Raw genomic sequence first — 16703 nt, forward strand, 5'->3', positions numbered from 1 at the left:
TCGTCCTCTCAGGCGTAAATGTCGGTCCAGAGCTCTTCAACGGCGGGCTCGGGGCTTTCTTTCGAGAATTCGGCGGCCTGATTGACGATCTCTTTGATTTCCTTGTCGATCGCCTTCAGGTCATCCTCGGTCGCGTGTTTGCCGGTCAGAAGCAGCTCGCGCACATGTTCGATCGGGTCGCTTTGTTCGCGGACTTTCTGAACCTCTTCGCGGGTGCGGTATTTGGCCGGGTCAGACATCGAGTGGCCGCGATAGCGGTAGGTCTTGACCTCAAGAATGTAAGGGCCCTTGCCGGCGCGGCAGTGGGCAACGGCCTTTTCACCAGCAGCTTTGACGGCCAGCACATCCATACCGTTGACGATCTCGCCGGGAATGCCGAACGCTTCGCCGCGCACGTATATGTCAGGTGACGAGGTCGAACGCGCCTGCGCTGTGCCCATGGCGTATTGGTTGTTCTCGATCACGAAAACCACGGGAAGATCCCACAGGGCGGCCATGTTGAACGTCTCATAGACCTGACCCTGGTTTGCGGCACCGTCGCCGAAATAGGTAAAGGTCACGCCGCCGGTTTCCTTGTACTTGTCGGCGAAGGCCAGACCGGCACCCAGCGGAACCTGCGCGCCAACGATGCCATGGCCACCATAGAAATGCTTCTCTTTCGAGAACATGTGCATCGAACCGCCCTTGCCCTTGGACAGGCCGCCTTCGCGCCCGGTCAGTTCGGCCATCACGCCGCCCGGGTCCATGCCACAGGCCAGCATATGGCCGTGGTCCCGATAAGAGGTGATCCGCTTGTCGCCGTCCTGAGCTGCCGCTTCGAGCCCAACAACAACCGCCTCTTGTCCGATGTAAAGGTGGCAGAACCCGCCGATCAGACCCATGCCGTAAAGTTGGCCCGCCTTTTCCTCGAATCGACGGATCAGAAGCATCTCGCGGTAGTATGTCTTGAGTTCTTCCGCAGAAACATTTGGTTTCTTTGTGGTTTTTCGCGCAGCCATAGTGGCGATCTCCCCCTTTCGGCAAGATAGTTTAGCGTTAAACTATCTCATAAAGCATTTGGGGCTTTCTGGCGAGGGGAAATGTGACGCAGCGTCGGCGCGGCGCGGCTGAGCTGAAATGCAAAGCGGTGCAACGATGTATCGAAGAATTACGGCACCCGAAAAGGATCAGCGGATCACGATTTCATCCGCCCGGATCATGCCAAGAACCGAACGCGCCTGCTGATCGAGCAGGTCGAGATCCAGATAGGTATCAGACAGGCGGCGGGTCAGGTTTTCCAATTCGGCGATTTGGGCATTCAGTTTTTCCAGGTCGTGTGACAGGGCGTCCCGTTCCGCAGCGATTTCGACCCGCCGAAACAGGCCATAGTCACCCTGCACGGCGGCAAAGGTGAAATACACACCAAGCATGAAAGCCACCGAGAAGAAGACTATTGAGCCCAAACCGGGCCGATGGGAACGGGACACTCTGTTTACCGCCGTATGAAAACTTGCCTCAAAAACGTGCCCTTTGCGGACATCTGAACGCACTATGTCACAGGTGATTCGGGTTGTGAATCCCCTGATTCGATTTTTTCATCAGTATTTTATGCGCGCTCTGGTACAGATCAGCGCCACGCTTGCAGCGCCTGGTTTCGTGCCTCGGTCTGCTCTTTCATGCAGGTCCAGTAGAACATCGGGGCAGCGCTGCCGCCGCCCGACAGTTCTTTTTCGCAGGTTGCGTCTCGGGCTTTCAGCCAGGCGCGTTGTTCGGTCAGAAGAGCATCACCGTCGCCGCGCGCATCGGCTGCGGGTTTGATCTGTGCCCACAGCCGGTTGAGTTCGCGATCAGCGATTTCCCATTGTTCTTTGGCGCAGAAATTGGCGTCAAGTTGGGTATGACCGCCGCAACTGGTTTGAGCTGCGGCAGAGCAGGGCAGGATGGAAAGGACAAGAAGGTAAATTGGCTTCACGGTAAAATCCCCCGTTCAAAAGGGGATAATACCATGAACCCTATCAGGCGATCAAAAACGGTAAGTGACGCCTATTGATCCAGCGCCGCGACACCGGGCAGCGTCTTGCCTTCCATCCATTCCAGGAATGCACCACCTGCGGTCGAGATGTAGGTGAAGTCCTTGGCTGCACCCGACGCATTCAGGGCCGCGACCGTGTCTCCACCCCCGGCGACCGAGATCAGCTGGCCCGAACGGCTGAGTGCGGCCGCCTTCAAGGCGGCGGCGTTGGTGGCGGCGTCAAACGGTTCCAGTTCGAACGCACCCAGCGGGCCGTTCCAGATCAGGGTTTTGCTTTTGTCGAATATCTCGATGATCGCGGCCACGCTTTCGGGGCCAGCGTCCAGGATCATGCCATCCTCGGGGCATTGATCTGCGGGCAGGACCTGATGAGGGGCGTTGGCTTCAAACGTTTCGGCCACCACGACGTCACGTGGCAGAACGATCTGACAGCCGGTGCCTTTGGCTTTGGCGAGGATTTCGGCGGCGGTGTCTTTCATCGCAGTTTCGGCCAGTGATTTACCAACACTGATGCCCTGTGCGACGAGGAATGTATTCGCCATGCCTCCACCGATCACCAGATAATCGACCTTGTCGATCAGGTTGCCCAGCAGTTCCAGCTTGGTCGAGACCTTGGCACCGCCCACAACTGCGGTTACCGGGCGTTTGGGCGCGCCCAACGCGCTTTCCAGTGCCTGCAACTCGGCCTGCATCAAACGACCGGCACAAGCGGGCAGCAGGCGCGCGATGGCCTCGGTCGAGCTGTGGGCCCGGTGCGCCGCTGAAAACGCGTCGTTGCAATACACGTCACCCAGCCTGGCCATACCTGCGGCCAGATCGGCATCGTTCTTGGTTTCCGCCGCGTGAAAACGCGTGTTCTCGAGCAACAGCACCTGGCCGGGCTGCAACGCCTGTGCCGCCAGTTCGGCCTCGGTTCCGACACAGTCGGCAGCAAACAGGACTTTGGTGCCAAAAGCGCTTTCGAGGGTCGGAACCAGTTGCTTGAGCGACAGGTTTTCGCGCCGCTCGCCTCCGGGGCGACCGAAATGGGCCAGAAGGATCGGCTTGCCGCCTGCGGCCAGAATGTCGCGCACAGTGGGCACGATTCTCTGGATGCGGGTGGCGTCGGTAACTACGCCATCCACGACCGGCACATTGATATCCACACGCACCAGAACGCGTTTGCCGTTCAGGTCCATATCGTCCAGCGTTTTCCAGCCCATTGTGCGATCCTCGTCATTTGCAAATGATTTAGGCGGTTCTTTTCCTGCAATTTGCCCTCAGGTCAATGCGTCACTTGGCATTCGTACGCGTGCGTCATAGGTATTTGCGCAAGATAAACGACAGGAGGGCCTCATGGCCGAGATCAAGGATCCCGAAAACACAATCATCATCGAGCTGAAAGACGGCAATGTCGTCATCGAACTGCTGCCGGATGTGGCGCCATTGCACAGCGCGCGGATGAAAGAACTGGCCCGCGACGGACAGTACGACAACGTGGCCTTCCACCGTGTGATCGACGGTTTCATGGCGCAGACCGGCGACGTGCAGCATGGCGATATGGAAGATGGGTTCAACCTGCGTATGGCAGGAACCGGCGGTTCGTCACTGCCGAACGTTCCGGCAGAGTTTTCCAAGCTGCCCCATGATCGCGGCACTTTGGGCGCCGCCCGGTCGCAGAACCCGGATTCGGCCAACTCGCAGTTCTTCATCAACTTCAAGGACAACCATTTCCTGAACGGCCAGTACACCGTTTATGGCCGCGTCATCGAAGGCATGGAGCATGTGGACGCGATCGTACGTGGCGAACCGCCTGCAAACCCGGACCGCATGATCAGCGTCAAGGTGGCCGCAGATGTATAGGTTCGCCGCCGCCTTTGCTTTGCTGGCAAGCCCGGCGCTGGCCAGCGGATTGCAGATCGAGGTCGAAGGGGAAGGGGCCAATGGCACGATCACCATCGACCTGTTCGAGGATGTCGCGCCCAAGCATGTGGAACAGATCACGGCGCTGGCTGCGGATGGCAAGTATGATGGCGTGGTGTTCCACCGCGTGATCGAAGGCTTCATGGCGCAGACCGGCGATGTTCAATACGGCAATTCCACCGCGGACGGCTTTGACATGCGGTATGCCGGGCGTGGCGGATCAGACCGCCCGGATCTGCCGGCAGAGTTCTCTGACGTGACCTTTGATCGTGGCGTGGTCGGCATGGCCCGGTCGCAGAACCCGGATTCAGCCAATTCGCAGTTCTTCATCATGTTCGAACCCGGCCCGTTTCTTGACGGTGAATATACCGTGGTCGGTCAGGTGACCGACGGTATGGACGTGGTGGATGCGATCAAGCGGGGCGCAGGCCAGAACGGAGAAGTTACGGGCCAGCCCGACGTGATGAAAAAAGTCACCGTTACCGAGTGAAATGAAAAAGCCCGGCGCTCCTCAAAACGCCGGGCTTTTTTATGGTTGGTTGCAAGCGTATCAATCGTCCGGTGACATCGCTTTCCAGATGAGCGCTCCGATCGCGCCGCCAATCAGCGGGGCCACCCAGAACAGCCACAGCTGCGACAGGGCAGGTCCGTCGGCAAACAGGGCGACGCCTGTGGACCGGGCCGGGTTGACCGAAGTGTTGGTGACCGGAATTGATACCAGGTGGATCAGGGTCAATCCCAGACCAATCGCGATAGGGGCGAAACCCGCCGGTGCCTTGTCCGAGGTTGCGCCCAGAATGATCAGGATGAAGAAAGCGGTCATCACGATCTCGATCACCAGAGCGGACATCAGGGAATACCCGCCGGGTGAGGCCTTGCCATATCCGTTTGACGCAAATCCTCCGACGCCGGTGAACTCGGGCGCACCGCTGACGATCAGGTACAAAACCACAGCGGCGGCGATGGCGCCGATGACCTGAGCGATCCAGTAGGGCAGCAGATCCTTTGCCGGAAACCGTCCGCCGATCATCAAACCCAGGCTGACCGCCGGATTGAAGTGCCCGCCCGAGATATGGCCAACCGTGTAGGCCATTGTCAGAACCGTCAGGCCGAAGGCGAAGGACACGCCAAGCCACCCTATGCCGACATCCGCAACGCCCGCTGCCAATACGGCACTGCCGCAACCTCCGAGAACCAGCCAGAAGGTGCCGAAAAACTCGGCCAGTAGTTTTGATGACATGAAATTTCCTCCACAATGCAATGCGCTTAAGTGTAATTCATAAATTAACTTTTGTTAAATTGAGCCGAACGGGGAATTTTCCCGACGCCCGCGCAACAGGGGGCGAAAAGCCTTTAGTGCCATTGAGAAGGATCCAGGTGAAACAGCTTGGACAGTTGCTTGTAAACCCCCGGGTCCGACCTGCGCAGGGCCTTTGGCCGCTCAAAGAACACTTCGACCGAAACGGCGAAAAACTCCTCGTGCCCTTCCGCGCCATAGGGGTCGATTACGGTTGGCTGCCCGGATTCAACGGCGCGTACATGCGTGTCATAGGCTGTCAGGAACGCGGCTTCCCATTCCGAAAAGCTTTGGTCGTCGCTAAGTATGGGCACCCCGTTGGCCGACCCGGTCAGGTCGTCGATCTGGTGGGCAAATTCGTGAAACACAACATTTTGGCCATCATGATCGTTCATGGCCCCGCGCTGGCTGTGGGCCCAGGACAGGATCACCGGGCCGCGGTTCCAGCTTTCCCCGGTGCGCACGATTTCCTTCTCGGTGACGACATAGCCGCTGTGCCGGCTCTGCCTGGATTTGAAAGCGCTGGGATAGATCAGGATGGTGGTCAGATTGTCATACCAGAGATCGGTATTCACAACCAGCAGACAGGCTTGCGCGGCGATGGACAGTTGCATGTCTTCGGAAACGTCCAGACCGTCACACCCGATGAATTCAACCTGATCCAGGAACAGGTTGATCTTGCCCTCCAGCTTTGCGCGCAGGCCTTGCGGCAGTTTCCGCAAGATCGGGACCTGAGCGTCGACAAGCTGCCGTTGCTTGTCAGTCAACGGCGCGGCCAACAGGGCGTGGCGCGCCTGTCGTTTGGACCAGAAGTAAAAGGCCAGACCTGCGGCGATCACCGCAGCAAGTGTCAGAAAAATCAACATGGCCCGACCCTAACGTGATCCCGGCGGGATCAAAACAGGTTTCCCGGGTTCAGGCTGCGGTGCAAAAAAGAAACGCCGCGGGTCTCCCCGCGGCGTTTCCGATCTGACCTGATGGGTCGAATTACTGCTTGACGTCTGCTGCCGGGTTCGATCCGGCTTTGGCGCTGCGGCCCGGATTCAGCGGATCGTCCTGCCGCTGTACGGATCCTTCGAAATGCGCTCCGCTTTCGATGGCGATGGTCTTGTGGATGATGTCGCCTTCGACACGTGCGGTCGATGTCAGACGCACCTTGAGACCACGTACGCGACCCACGATACGTCCGTTGATCACGACGTCATCTGCGGTGACTTCACCTTTGATCGTTGCCGACTCACCAATGGTCAGAAGGTGAGCGCGGATGTCGCCTTCGACTGTGCCTTCCACCTGTATGTCACCAGAGGTTTTGATATTGCCAGTGATGTGCAGATCCGAAGACAAAACCGACGCAGGCGGTTTGGGCTTGGGTGCAGTGGCAGGTTTCGACTCGGTCGGTGCAGGGGCCGCTGGGGTCGCCGGAGCGGCTGGTTTGGCCGCCTCGGGTGCCTTGGATGCGGGCTCGTTGATTTTGCTTTTAGAAAACATTTCTCGCAGCCTTGATGTAAGTCATTGGGTTTACGGGTTTTCCGTTCACGCGCACCTCATAGTGCAGATGCGTGCCGGTCGACCGTCCGGTGCTACCCATATCAGCAATATGATCCCCGCGCGAGACCCTTTGACCAACCTTCACGTTGATCTTGGTGTTATGAGCGTAAAGTGTCTCAATTCCGAATGCGTGCTTGATTTTCACAAGCCGACCGAAACCGGATTGCCAGCCTGCGTGGGTAACGACGCCGTCTGCTGTCGCAAAGATGTCCGTGCCTTGCGGCCCGGCAAAATCGACCCCGTTATGCATCCGGCGACCACCGGTTTTGGGGTCGCGCCGGCTGCCATAGCCGCTGGTAAAACGCACGGCCGAATGTACGGGATTGGCAAAGGGGGCCTTTTCCGCAGCAAGTCGGTAAAGGTTCAGCTGATCCATCTGTTTCAGCAATGTATTCGCGCGGGCTTCCTCGGCGGACACCTCGTCCACCTCACCGCGCGTGCTAAGGGATAAAGGGGTCAGCGGACCGCCCATACCGCTATATCCGCGCCGGACTTCTTCGATGATGCGGTCTGTTGGCATTCCCGCCTGACGGAACATCTTGTCCAGAGGCTCGACCGAGATCACCATGGCTTCTTCCAGCTGGCGGAAAATCTCGTCACTGCGTTCCTGCATAAGGCGGATTTCCAGCTCAAGATCATCGCGCTGGTCCAGTGCCTCTCGGGCGTTGGCGGCGATCTGGTCGCGTTCCTCGGCCGTGCGCGCCAGGGCGTCCGTCATGAACGCCATCTGCACCGGGGCGGTGGAGGCAGCAACGTACATGTCAGCGTTGCTGGTTTCCTGCTTCAGCGCCGCCAGTTCCGCCCGCGCATCTTCCCGCTGTTTCATGGTCGTGCGCAGCGTGGTCTGGATGACTTCGATCCCCGTCTCAAGTTCGCGACGGCGGTTTTCCGAGGCCAGCAGTTCGGACTGCATGGCGGAAATCTGTTCCAGCGCGGCGTTGAAACGATCCTGAGCGGCCAGGGCCTCCTTCGCACGCGCGTCGCGTTCAGCGGACAGGATATTCAAACGTTCCTGATAGGTGGCCTGGTCGCGTTTCGCCTGTTCCCGGAAATTGCCCGAACCGATGCTGTCCATCAGCAGAATGGCGGTTGCCACCGCAGTCCATCCGACCATGACAGCAACACCGGCCACCGCGACCACCTGTGTTTCCGAACTGAGACGGATAAAGCGTGTATCTTTGTCAGACTTCAGAAAAACCCGGCGTTCCGGAAAGTACCGTTCAAGTGCAGAGTGTATTTTTATTGCCAGACGTGTTCGCACGCGTCCTACCTCTCATCCCCAAGATCGGGCCCGGTCGTGAGTGCCGGCCGCTCCTTGGGCCGATTGCATAAAGGGCAGGCAGCGTTCGGGCAAGTTTGTTGATCAGTCTGGCGCCAACAGCGTGGAAATCCCCCCAAAGATCGGCGGGAAATTGCCGAAAACAATGCTGAGGTGTCAGTTTGTGATTTCGCCGGGCGCGGGCAGGTCTTCGGTCAGCGGCCAGTAAAAGTCCGGTGGCAACCCGGCCTCTGCCCGCTTTTCCTCGTTGAAGGGTGGTTTCAGGACACCGTGGAAATACCGGCGCACCAGAGTGTGAAACACATCCTTCGGGTCGGCGTTTTCCCGGCCGCACAGGAAATGGAACCACTTGGACCCATAGGCGACATGGCCGACTTCTTCGGCATAGATCACCTCAAGTGCGGCAATGGCCTGCTCGGCCCTGGCCTTGCGAAAGATCTCGATCATGCCGGGGGTCACGTCCAGACCGCGCGCTTCAAGCACCATCGGCACGACCGCCAGCCGTCCCATCAGGTCGTCTGCGGTGTCCTCGGCCGCACGCCACATTCCGGCATGGGCCGGCAAGGCACCATAGTGGCTGCCCATCTGTTCAAGGCAATCGCAGACCATCTCGAAATGGCGCGATTCCTCTTCGGCGCATTTCACCCAATCGTCATAAAACCCGATCGGCATCGGCACATGGCCAAAGCGGGCGATGATGTCCCAATGCAGATCGACGGCGTTCAGTTCGATATGCGCGACGGCATGCAACAGAGCGATGCGACCCGCTTCGGTGCCCGGCTTCCGCTTTGGCACCTCGCGCGGAGACAGGAGTTCGGGCCGGTCCGGGCGCGCGGGTCGCAGCGGCGGTGACGCGGTTCCGATCTCGATCGGCGGTGCGTCGCCCTTGCGCGACGCAAACCACGCGGCGGCGTGCTGTTTGGACAGGGCGGTCTTTTCCCGACCTTCCGCCGTTGCAAGAACTTCGGTCGCCATCTGAGTCAGCGATTTGGACACCATTATTCTCCGCCTGGTTGATCCTGTGGCTCTTAAACCGGATGGCGACCGTGGTCGAGGGCGTTACAGCGCCCGCACGGCCTCCAGCACCTCGTCCACGTGACCGGGAACCTTGACCTTGCGCCAAACGCGGGCAATTTTGCCTTCCGGGTCGATGATGAAGGTGGAACGCTCGATCCCCATCGACTTGCGCCCGTACATGTTCTTTTCGACCCACACACCGTAATCCTCGCAGACGGTCGCGTTCTCATCCGACAACAGCGGTGTTGTCAGCCCATGCTTGGCGACGAATTTGTCATGTTTGGCGACGCTGTCGCGCGAGATGCCGAAAACTTGAGCACCCGCATCCGCAAAGGCCTGAAGTTGTTCCGAGAAACCGATGGATTCCTTGGTGCAGCCCGGCGTATCATCACGGGGGTAGAAGAACAGAACCACGGTGCTACCGCGCAACGCCGAAAGCGTCACCTCGCCGCCGCCGTCGCGCGGCAAAGTGAAGTCAGGGGCGATGTCTGAAACGTCGGGCATTGGAAACTCCGCTGAAGGTTTTTAAAGGCTGCCTGGTATCATAGAGCAACGCGTGCGGGTTGGAAGGCGTGGACAGCAATTTGAAGCAGCACGAAGACGGTGACAGAGCACAGGCGGACAAGCCCGTGCGCCGTCGGTCTCGCCGCCGGGCCGCTGGCCTGTGGGCCATGCGCGGCGCTTTCGTGCTGGTGCTGCTGGCGCTGTTCACCGGTTTCATGGTTGTCGGGCAAAGAATGCACGCACCCGTCTGGCTGCGGGACAGGGTCGAGGCGCGGCTTGAGCAGGCTTTGGGCGGGCTGCAAATCCGGTTTGGCGATGTCAGTTTCATCATTCACGAGGGTTGGCGGCCGCGCCTGCGTCTGACCGATGTGGCCATCAGCGATGCGGCGGGTCGGCAAATTGCGCAGGTGTCCGACATGCGCGCCAGTCTGGCCATGCGCCCCTTGTTGCGGGGGCACGTCCGCCCGAAAAGAATTATTCTGAGCGGTGCGCAGATCGCCGTGACCCGGGACAAGGACGGGGCGCTGAGTCTTACGGTCGGGTCTGGCAGCGCACCGGTGCAGGAGGCCCCGAACCTGGCGCAGCTTATCGCAGCTTCGGATCAGGTCTTCCTGTCTCCGGCCCTGTCGGCGCTGACCTCGGTCGAGTTTGATGCGATCACGCTGGATTATCGCGATCTTCGGCAGGGGCGGTCCTGGATTCTGGATGGCGGGCATATTCAAGCCAACCGAAGCGGCAACGAAGTGCGCTTGGCGACCGGGTTTTCGGTTCTGGCGGGGCGAGACTATGTCAGTGCCATCGAGGCCAATTACACAAGCGTTCTGGGTACACCTGCCGCACAATTCGGGATCTCGGTCACTGACCTGCCAGCCGAGGACATCGCGGGCCAAACGCCCGCCCTTGCCTGGTTGCAGGTTCTGCGGGCCCCGATTTCGGGTGCCTTGCGGGGTGGAATCGATGAAAAAGGATCGATCGAAACCGTATACGCAACTCTGAATCTGGGGGCGGGGGCCGTTCAGCCAAACCCCGAAACACGCCCGGTCCCCTTCGAATCTGCCCGCACGTATTTCACTTATGACCCCAAAGGGCAGGTGCTGGACTTCAACGAAGTTTCAGTTGTCTCGGCCTGGGGCGAGGTGCAGGCTGACGGGAAGGCGTTTCTGGAAGGTGCGGAAGATGGCGTTCTGGACAGCCTGTCTGCGCAGTTGCAGTTGTCCGGTATCAACGTAAACCCGGCAAACCTGTTCCCGCAACCTATTCAGCTTTCGCGGGCCAGCCTGGATTTCAAGATGGTCCTCAACCCGTTCCAGCTGCATCTGGGTCAGATGACCATCGAAGATCCGGGCCATACGGTGCGTGCCTTTGGTGTCCTGACCGGGCGGCCGGATGGCTGGGCCGTCAAGCTGGACGCACATCTGGACCAAATGACGTCGGACAAGGTTCTGGGGTACTGGCCCGAACGTCTGGCCCCGAAACCGCGAGAGTGGGTGACCAAAAACCTGTACGAAGGGGTTCTGTCGGATATGGACTTTGCCCTGCGCCTGTTGCCCGGATCGAAACCGGATCTCTATCTGGATTTCGGGTTTGAGAAGGCGAAGGTCCGATTTGTCAAAACGCTGCCGCCGATCGAAAGGGCGCAGGGTCAGGCCAGCCTGATCAACCGCAGGTTCACGGTCACTGCGCAGCAGGGCGTCGTGATCGCAGAGGACGGTGGTGCGGTGGATGCATCGGGAACGTCCTTCATCATACCCGACACGGACATCAAGAAATCCGCGCCGGCGATTGCGCGCATCCAGGCCAAAGGCAGCGTGACGGCCGCGTTGTCATTGCTGGACCGGCCTCCGCTGGAATTGCTCAGCAAAGCAGGGTTGCCCGTTGATGTGGCGAAGGGATCCGTGTCGTTGGCGGGAACCCTTTCCCTGCCCTTGAAAAAGGGTCTCAAGTTTGACGAGACCGAGTTCCATTTCAACGGCAGGCTGGCCAACCTGTTCAGTGACCGCTTGGTGCCCGGTTTTGATGTCAGCGCCGATCTTCTGGATATTTCGGGTGATCAGTCCGGCGTTCAGATTCAGGGGCAGGGTCAGTTCGGGGACGTGCCGCTGACGGCGCTCTGGCGGCAGCCGATAGACGGCAAGTCGGAACAGCGAAGCACCCTGACCGGTCAGATCGAGCTGTCGCCGCGATTGATGGACGAGATCGGCGCCGGTCTGCCTCCGGGGATGCTGACCGGCAAGGGGGTTGCGGATATCACCCTGGGGCTCGGTGCCGGGGTTGCCCCGAAGCTGTCCGTGACGTCCGATTTGCAGGGTGTCGCGCTGGCCATACCCGAACTTGGTTGGAGAAAGGGGGCCGACGCGACCGGGTCTCTGACGGCCGAAGCGACTTTGGGATCGCAGTTGAAGGTGGATAGCCTGCGCTTGAATGCGGCGGGTTTGCGCACATCTGCCTCAATTACGTTTCGTGAAAACGGCGAATTTGATCGGGTTCGGTTCACTTCTTTTGACCTGGGCGACTGGCTGGCGGTCCCGGCAGAGCTGATCGGGCGCGGGAGCGCCATGCCGGATATCCGTGTCCTTGGCGGCGTCCTTGATATGGGCCGCGCGAGTTTCGGCGAAAGCGGCGGATCGGGCGGCGGGGGCAGTGCCGGGCCGAAACTGGACGTGACGCTGGATCGCCTTCAGGTTACGGAAACCGTCGCGCTGACCGGGTTCCGGGGTGCTTTCCAGACGACCGGCGGCATACAAGGGAACTTCACTGCGCGGGTCAATGGCGGTGCGCCGGTCAGAGGGCAGGTGAGCCCCAGAGGGAACCGAAGTGCCGTTGACCTAACGTCGCAAGAAGCAGGGGCCGTGCTGCGATCGGCCGGGGTTCTGACACAGGCGCGGGGCGGAGAAATGAACCTCAAGCTCGAACCTGTGACGGCACCGGGCAGTTATGACGTGATGCTGAAAATCACCAACACGCGGATCACCGACGCCCCGGCCATGGCAGCCTTGCTGAATGCCATCAGCCTTGTGGGCCTGTTGGATGAAATGGCGGGGCAGGGTATCTTTTTTGCTGCAATCGACAGCCGGATGCGGATCACGCCGACGGATATCAAGGTGCTCAGCGGCAGTGCCGTCGGGCCATCCATGGGCCTGTCTTTTGACGGCACCATCGATACGGTGAACGGAATGCTGAACCTGCGCGGTGCGATCTCGCCAATTTACCTCCTCAACGCGGTCGGCAGCGTTTTCACGCGCAAGGGCGAAGGCGTCTTCGGCTTCAACTACACGCTGACGGGCCCGCTTGCCTCGCCCAAAGTGTCGGTAAATCCGTTGTCCGGTCTTGCACCTCTGTTCCTGCGCGACCTGATGCGTGCCCCGGCACCCAAGGTTCAGGATGGCCCGAACGCGGTGCCTCAGAAACCGGATGAACCCAAACGCACATTTGGATCATCCCCAAGTGACCGCTGACAGGATATGGCCGAATCTGATGCAGGGTTGTAAGGCGCGGGCATGAAACTCAGCGATTTTGACTTCCACTTGCCTGAAGACCTGATTGCCACGCGGCCTGCCAGCCCGCGTTCCTCTGCGCGTCTGCTGGTGGCGCAGGGGGATGCAATCACGGACAGCCATGTCTTCAACCTGCCCGATTTCCTGCGGCCCGGTGACCGGCTGGTGTTGAATGACACCCGCGTCATTCCGGCGCGTCTGAACGGTCGGCGCCATCGCGACAGCGCGCAGGGGCCGGTTTCCGCCGGGATCGAGGCCACCTTGCTGGACCCGCAGGCCGACGGTACCTGGTCCGCGTTGATCAAGCCGCTCAAAAAGGTGAAACTTGGGGAAGAGATTGTCTTCTCGGATGATCTCAGCGCCACCCTGGACAGGGTTGCCGACGGTCAGGCGTATCTGCGCTTCAATCTCAGCGGCGAGGATTTCGACGCGGCGCTGGATCAGGCCGGAGCAATGCCTCTGCCGCCCTACATCGCAGCCAAGCGCCAGGCCGATGAACGTGACAAAACGGACTATCAGACCATCTGGGCAAACCGTTCCGGCGCCGTGGCCGCCCCGACCGCATCGTTGCATTTCGATGAGGCGCTGATGAAGGCGTTGGCCGAGCGAGGTGTAAGCTGCACGCATGTGACGCTGCATGTGGGGGCAGGCACTTTTCTTCCGGTCAAGGTTGAGGATGTCACAACCCACAAGATGCATGCTGAATGGGGGCAGGTAAGCCCCGAGGCCGCGGCCCAGATACAGGCAACCAAGGCGGCTGGCGGGCGTGTGATCCCGGTGGGGACAACCGCTCTGCGCCTGATCGAAAGCGCGGCAAGGTCAGGAAAGATCGAACCCTGGGAAGGCGACACGGATATCTTCATCTATCCCGGTTTCGAATTCCATGTCACAGACGCATTGATGACCAATTTTCATTTGCCGAAGTCCACTTTGCTCATGCTGGTATCGGCATTGATGGGGCAGGATCGGATGCGCGATGTCTACACGCATGCCATAGCACGAAAATATCGGTTCTTTTCTTATGGCGACGCGTCGCTTTTGATCCCCTGAAGGGCGCGTATACGGCATCACGGATCGGGAATGTCGTAGACAAGCGCGACGTAGGCGGTCTTTGATCGCAGAACGACACTAAAATCAGGTTGGCATTAGTCGGAGGCCCCAATGATTCAGGTCCTTTCCAGCGCATGGGCGCTGCTGCTCGGCATGGGGTTGCTGATGGTCGGAAACGGCCTTCAGGGCACGATTCTGGGTGTGCGGGGTGAGATCGAAGGCTTTTCGACCCTCGAGATGTCTTTTGTCATGTCGGCCTATTTCCTGGGTTTTCTGGGCGGTTCACGCCTTGCGCCCGAGATGATCCGGCGCGTTGGCCATGTGCGGGTCTTTGCGGCCCTTGCGTCGTTCATCTCGGCCGTGATGATCATGTATCCGATGCTGGCAGACCCGATCGCGTGGGCATTGGGCCGGGTGGTGATCGGGTTCTGTTTTTCTGGCGTATATGTCACCGCCGAAAGCTGGCTCAACAATGCGGCCAGCAATGAAAATCGGGGGCAGGCGCTGTCGCTCTATATGATCGTCCAGATGACGGGGATCATCAGTGCGCAGGCGCTTGTTCTGGTCGGCGACCCGGCCGGTTATGAGACCTTTGTGATCGCCTCGATCCTGGTTTCGGTATCCTTCGCACCCATTTTGCTGTCGATCTCGCCGACACCGGCCTTTGACACCACCAAACCGATGACCCTGAAGGAATTGCTGAAGACCTCTCCGCTGGGCTGCGTGGGCATGTTTCTTCTGGGGGGCGTGTTTTCGGCGCAGTTCGGCATGGCGGCGGTGTATGGCGCCCGGGCAGGGCTGTCGCTTGTTGAAATTTCAACCTTCGTTGCGGCGTTTTATATCGGCGCAGTGGTTCTGCAATACCCTTTGGGCTGGTTCTCTGACCGTATGGATCGCCGCTTTCTGATCCTGCTTGTGGCGCTCGCCGGTGCCGGTGGCGCAACGATCGCGATGATGATGGGGGGATCGTTTCCAATTCTGCTTGCCTCGGCTTTCCTGATCGGCGGCACCTCCAACCCGCTCTACTCATTGCTGATCGCGCATGCGAATGACTTTCTTGAATACGAGGACATGGCGGCGGCATCTGGCGGACTGGTGTTTATCAACGGTCTGGGCGCAATTGCCGGGCCGGTGATCACCGGCTGGTTGATGGGGGATGCCATATTCGGGCCACCGGGCTTTTTTCTCTTTATTGCGGCACTGTTACTCGCAATGGCACTCTACGCTTTGTATCGAACGACACAGCGGGCTTCGATTCCAGTGGACGAAACCGGCACAATGTCGGCGCTGTATCCAACATCCTCGCCAGTTGCACTTGAAGTGGCGCAGGAAGTTGCAATCGAAGCGGCCGAGGCCGAGCAGGCTGAGCAGGAAGATGCCTAGGACACAGGATTATGTCGCAAGTGTTGCAATATGTTACTGTAACAGTTCTGTAAAACGGCCTTAAATGACGTTACGTCCGAAGTACGGGCACAAGACGGAGTTTAAGGCAATGGTAACGCCTGAAGAAGTATTGAGTTTTTGGTTAGATGAGGTGGGTCCAAAGGGCTGGTACATTGAGGATGAAGCGCTGGATTCAGAAATCCGCGCACGTTTTCAATCAACGTGGGAAGCTGCGGCCGAGGGCAAGTTTTCGCTCTGGCTGACCTATCCCAGCGGGTCACTGGCTTACATAATTCTGACGGACCAGTTTCCACGCAACATGTTCCGCGGGCAGGCGCGTGCTTTCGCGACGGACCGAGCGGCCCTGGCGGCGGCGAAATGCGCGGTCGACAAAGGTTGGGACAAGAAGATCGATGAACCGGCCCGGCAGTTCTTTTACCTGCCGATGATGCATTCGGAGAATCTGTGCGATCAGGAACGCTGCGTGCGTCTGATCTGTCAGAACCTGAGCGGCGATACAAGCAATCTGCTGCACGCCCGAGCCCATCGTGAAGTGATCCGCAAGTTCGGTCGTTTCCCCTACCGGAACAAAGCACTGTCGCGCAGCTCGACCCCCCATGAAGAGGCTTACGTCGACATGGGCGGCTATGGCAGCACCGTGCGAGAACTGCAAGCGATGGCCTGAGAACGCAGTACAGGTTGTGCGCCTCGGTCGTTCGTGCGGTGGCTTCAGGATCCCGGCTCACATCCTTTGAACGCCAAGACGCGTTCGGATGCGATGTCTGCTCCGGTCTGTATGGCCTGGGCGATCAGAACCTCTGGTGTCTCGGCAAGTTCAGTGAACCGCTCCTGCGCAGTTTGCAGCTTTTGGTCAACTGCGTTCAGGCGGCGCAACGTTGCCTGGATGTCTTGTGCGGCTTGACTGTCGGTGATCTGGTTCTCACTCCTCAGGGTCGCCAAATCACCACGCAGCGCGGAAAGTTCGCCCCGAATGCCCTTTGCCTCATCCCGAATAGGGGCAAGAACCTGAACGGTCTCCGAGAATTCTGCCGAGACGCTTTCGACTTTCGATACCAGCTTCCAGCCCAGAAACAGGCACAGGGCGACAAGTATCAAAGTTGCGTTGAGCAGAGCAAGCGTCAGATCTTTTAGTGTTTTGGCCATAGTAAACCTCTTGAATTCAATGTCTTCACAAATGTCCGAGCGGCGTCGGCGGTT

The 16703-nt window shown here is 59.3% G+C and carries 17 protein-coding genes; 6 read left to right on the plus strand and 11 right to left on the minus strand.

Features of this window, described 5'->3' with window-relative positions; translation table 11 throughout:
• Positions 1 to 8 precede the first annotated feature (8 nt).
• The 4 genes from pdhA to AC2FFD_RS04110 all read right to left on the minus strand — a co-directional run bounded on the left by pdhA (position 9) and on the right by AC2FFD_RS04110 (position 3213).
• Positions 9 to 998, minus strand: coding sequence for a pyruvate dehydrogenase (acetyl-transferring) E1 component subunit alpha (gene pdhA, locus AC2FFD_RS04095; protein ID WP_171328037.1), 990 nt, complete (start codon positions 996 to 998; stop codon positions 9 to 11).
• Between the two features lie 168 nt (positions 999 to 1166).
• Entirely contained in the window at positions 1167 to 1466 is a 300-nt protein-coding gene (locus AC2FFD_RS04100) for an FtsB family cell division protein (RefSeq protein WP_170343950.1), read from the minus strand.
• A gap of 140 nt (positions 1467 to 1606) precedes the next feature.
• Complete coding sequence (locus AC2FFD_RS04105; protein ID WP_496872056.1) at positions 1607 to 1951, minus strand: lysozyme inhibitor LprI family protein; 345 nt, start codon at positions 1949 to 1951, stop codon at positions 1607 to 1609.
• Between the two features lie 71 nt (positions 1952 to 2022).
• The gene (locus AC2FFD_RS04110) at positions 2023 to 3213 is read right to left on the minus strand and encodes a phosphoglycerate kinase (RefSeq protein WP_170343952.1); all 1191 of its coding nucleotides are present in this window, start codon (positions 3211 to 3213) and stop codon (positions 2023 to 2025) included.
• A gap of 133 nt (positions 3214 to 3346) precedes the next feature.
• On the opposite strand from AC2FFD_RS04110, the gene AC2FFD_RS04115 reads away from it, so the two are divergent.
• Both AC2FFD_RS04115 and AC2FFD_RS04120 read left to right on the plus strand, forming a co-directional pair.
• Positions 3347 to 3853, plus strand: coding sequence for a peptidylprolyl isomerase (locus AC2FFD_RS04115; protein WP_170343953.1), 507 nt, complete (start codon positions 3347 to 3349; stop codon positions 3851 to 3853).
• Positions 3846 to 4403: a peptidylprolyl isomerase gene (locus AC2FFD_RS04120; RefSeq protein WP_257598928.1), complete on the plus strand. Its 558-nt coding sequence runs from the start codon at positions 3846 to 3848 to the stop codon at positions 4401 to 4403. The genes AC2FFD_RS04115 and AC2FFD_RS04120 overlap by 8 nt, the downstream gene beginning before the upstream one ends.
• 60 nt (positions 4404 to 4463) lie before the next feature.
• Here the strand turns inward: AC2FFD_RS04120 and aqpZ are convergent, their stop codons facing one another.
• The 6 genes from aqpZ to AC2FFD_RS04150 all read right to left on the minus strand — a co-directional run bounded on the left by aqpZ (position 4464) and on the right by AC2FFD_RS04150 (position 9558).
• Complete coding sequence (gene aqpZ, locus AC2FFD_RS04125) at positions 4464 to 5153, minus strand: aquaporin Z (RefSeq protein ID WP_496872057.1); 690 nt, start codon at positions 5151 to 5153, stop codon at positions 4464 to 4466.
• A 113-nt stretch (positions 5154 to 5266) separates the two neighbouring features.
• The gene (locus AC2FFD_RS04130; RefSeq protein WP_496872058.1) at positions 5267 to 6076 is read right to left on the minus strand and encodes a M90 family metallopeptidase; all 810 of its coding nucleotides are present in this window, start codon (positions 6074 to 6076) and stop codon (positions 5267 to 5269) included.
• Positions 6077 to 6197: 121 nt separating this feature from the next.
• Positions 6198 to 6698 carry a bactofilin family protein gene (locus AC2FFD_RS04135; RefSeq protein ID WP_117868644.1) on the minus strand — a complete coding sequence of 167 codons (501 nt, stop codon included), beginning with the start codon at positions 6696 to 6698 and terminating at the stop codon, positions 6198 to 6200.
• Complete coding sequence (locus tag AC2FFD_RS04140; RefSeq protein WP_496872059.1) at positions 6688 to 8019, minus strand: DUF5930 domain-containing protein; 1332 nt, start codon at positions 8017 to 8019, stop codon at positions 6688 to 6690. The genes AC2FFD_RS04135 and AC2FFD_RS04140 overlap by 11 nt, the downstream gene beginning before the upstream one ends.
• A gap of 174 nt (positions 8020 to 8193) precedes the next feature.
• Positions 8194 to 9012: a ferritin-like domain-containing protein gene (locus tag AC2FFD_RS04145; RefSeq protein WP_374041621.1), complete on the minus strand. Its 819-nt coding sequence runs from the start codon at positions 9010 to 9012 to the stop codon at positions 8194 to 8196.
• Positions 9013 to 9096: 84 nt separating this feature from the next.
• Positions 9097 to 9558 (minus strand): peroxiredoxin, encoded by a 462-nt coding sequence (locus tag AC2FFD_RS04150; RefSeq protein ID WP_170343959.1) that lies wholly within the window; start codon positions 9556 to 9558, stop codon positions 9097 to 9099.
• Positions 9559 to 9626: 68 nt separating this feature from the next.
• Here AC2FFD_RS04150 and AC2FFD_RS04155 point away from each other — a divergent pair, with 68 nt between their 5' ends.
• The 4 genes from AC2FFD_RS04155 to AC2FFD_RS04170 all read left to right on the plus strand — a co-directional run bounded on the left by AC2FFD_RS04155 (position 9627) and on the right by AC2FFD_RS04170 (position 16170).
• Positions 9627 to 13013, plus strand: coding sequence for a YhdP family protein (locus tag AC2FFD_RS04155; RefSeq protein ID WP_496872061.1), 3387 nt, complete (start codon positions 9627 to 9629; stop codon positions 13011 to 13013).
• A gap of 42 nt (positions 13014 to 13055) precedes the next feature.
• On the plus strand, positions 13056 to 14102 hold the full coding sequence (gene queA, locus AC2FFD_RS04160; protein WP_496872064.1) for a tRNA preQ1(34) S-adenosylmethionine ribosyltransferase-isomerase QueA: 1047 nt from the start codon (positions 13056 to 13058) through the stop codon (positions 14100 to 14102).
• Positions 14103 to 14213: 111 nt separating this feature from the next.
• Positions 14214 to 15485: an MFS transporter gene (locus tag AC2FFD_RS04165; RefSeq protein ID WP_170343962.1), complete on the plus strand. Its 1272-nt coding sequence runs from the start codon at positions 14214 to 14216 to the stop codon at positions 15483 to 15485.
• Between the two features lie 109 nt (positions 15486 to 15594).
• The gene (locus AC2FFD_RS04170; protein WP_170343963.1) at positions 15595 to 16170 is read left to right on the plus strand and encodes a DUF924 family protein; all 576 of its coding nucleotides are present in this window, start codon (positions 15595 to 15597) and stop codon (positions 16168 to 16170) included.
• 44 nt (positions 16171 to 16214) lie between these two features.
• Here AC2FFD_RS04170 and AC2FFD_RS04175 read toward each other — a convergent pair whose 3' ends face one another.
• The gene (locus AC2FFD_RS04175) at positions 16215 to 16649 is read right to left on the minus strand and encodes a hypothetical protein (protein ID WP_496872066.1); all 435 of its coding nucleotides are present in this window, start codon (positions 16647 to 16649) and stop codon (positions 16215 to 16217) included.
• Positions 16650 to 16703 lie beyond the last annotated feature (54 nt).

The sequence above is a fragment of the Ruegeria sp. YTSC002 genome (genome assembly GCF_059609845.1).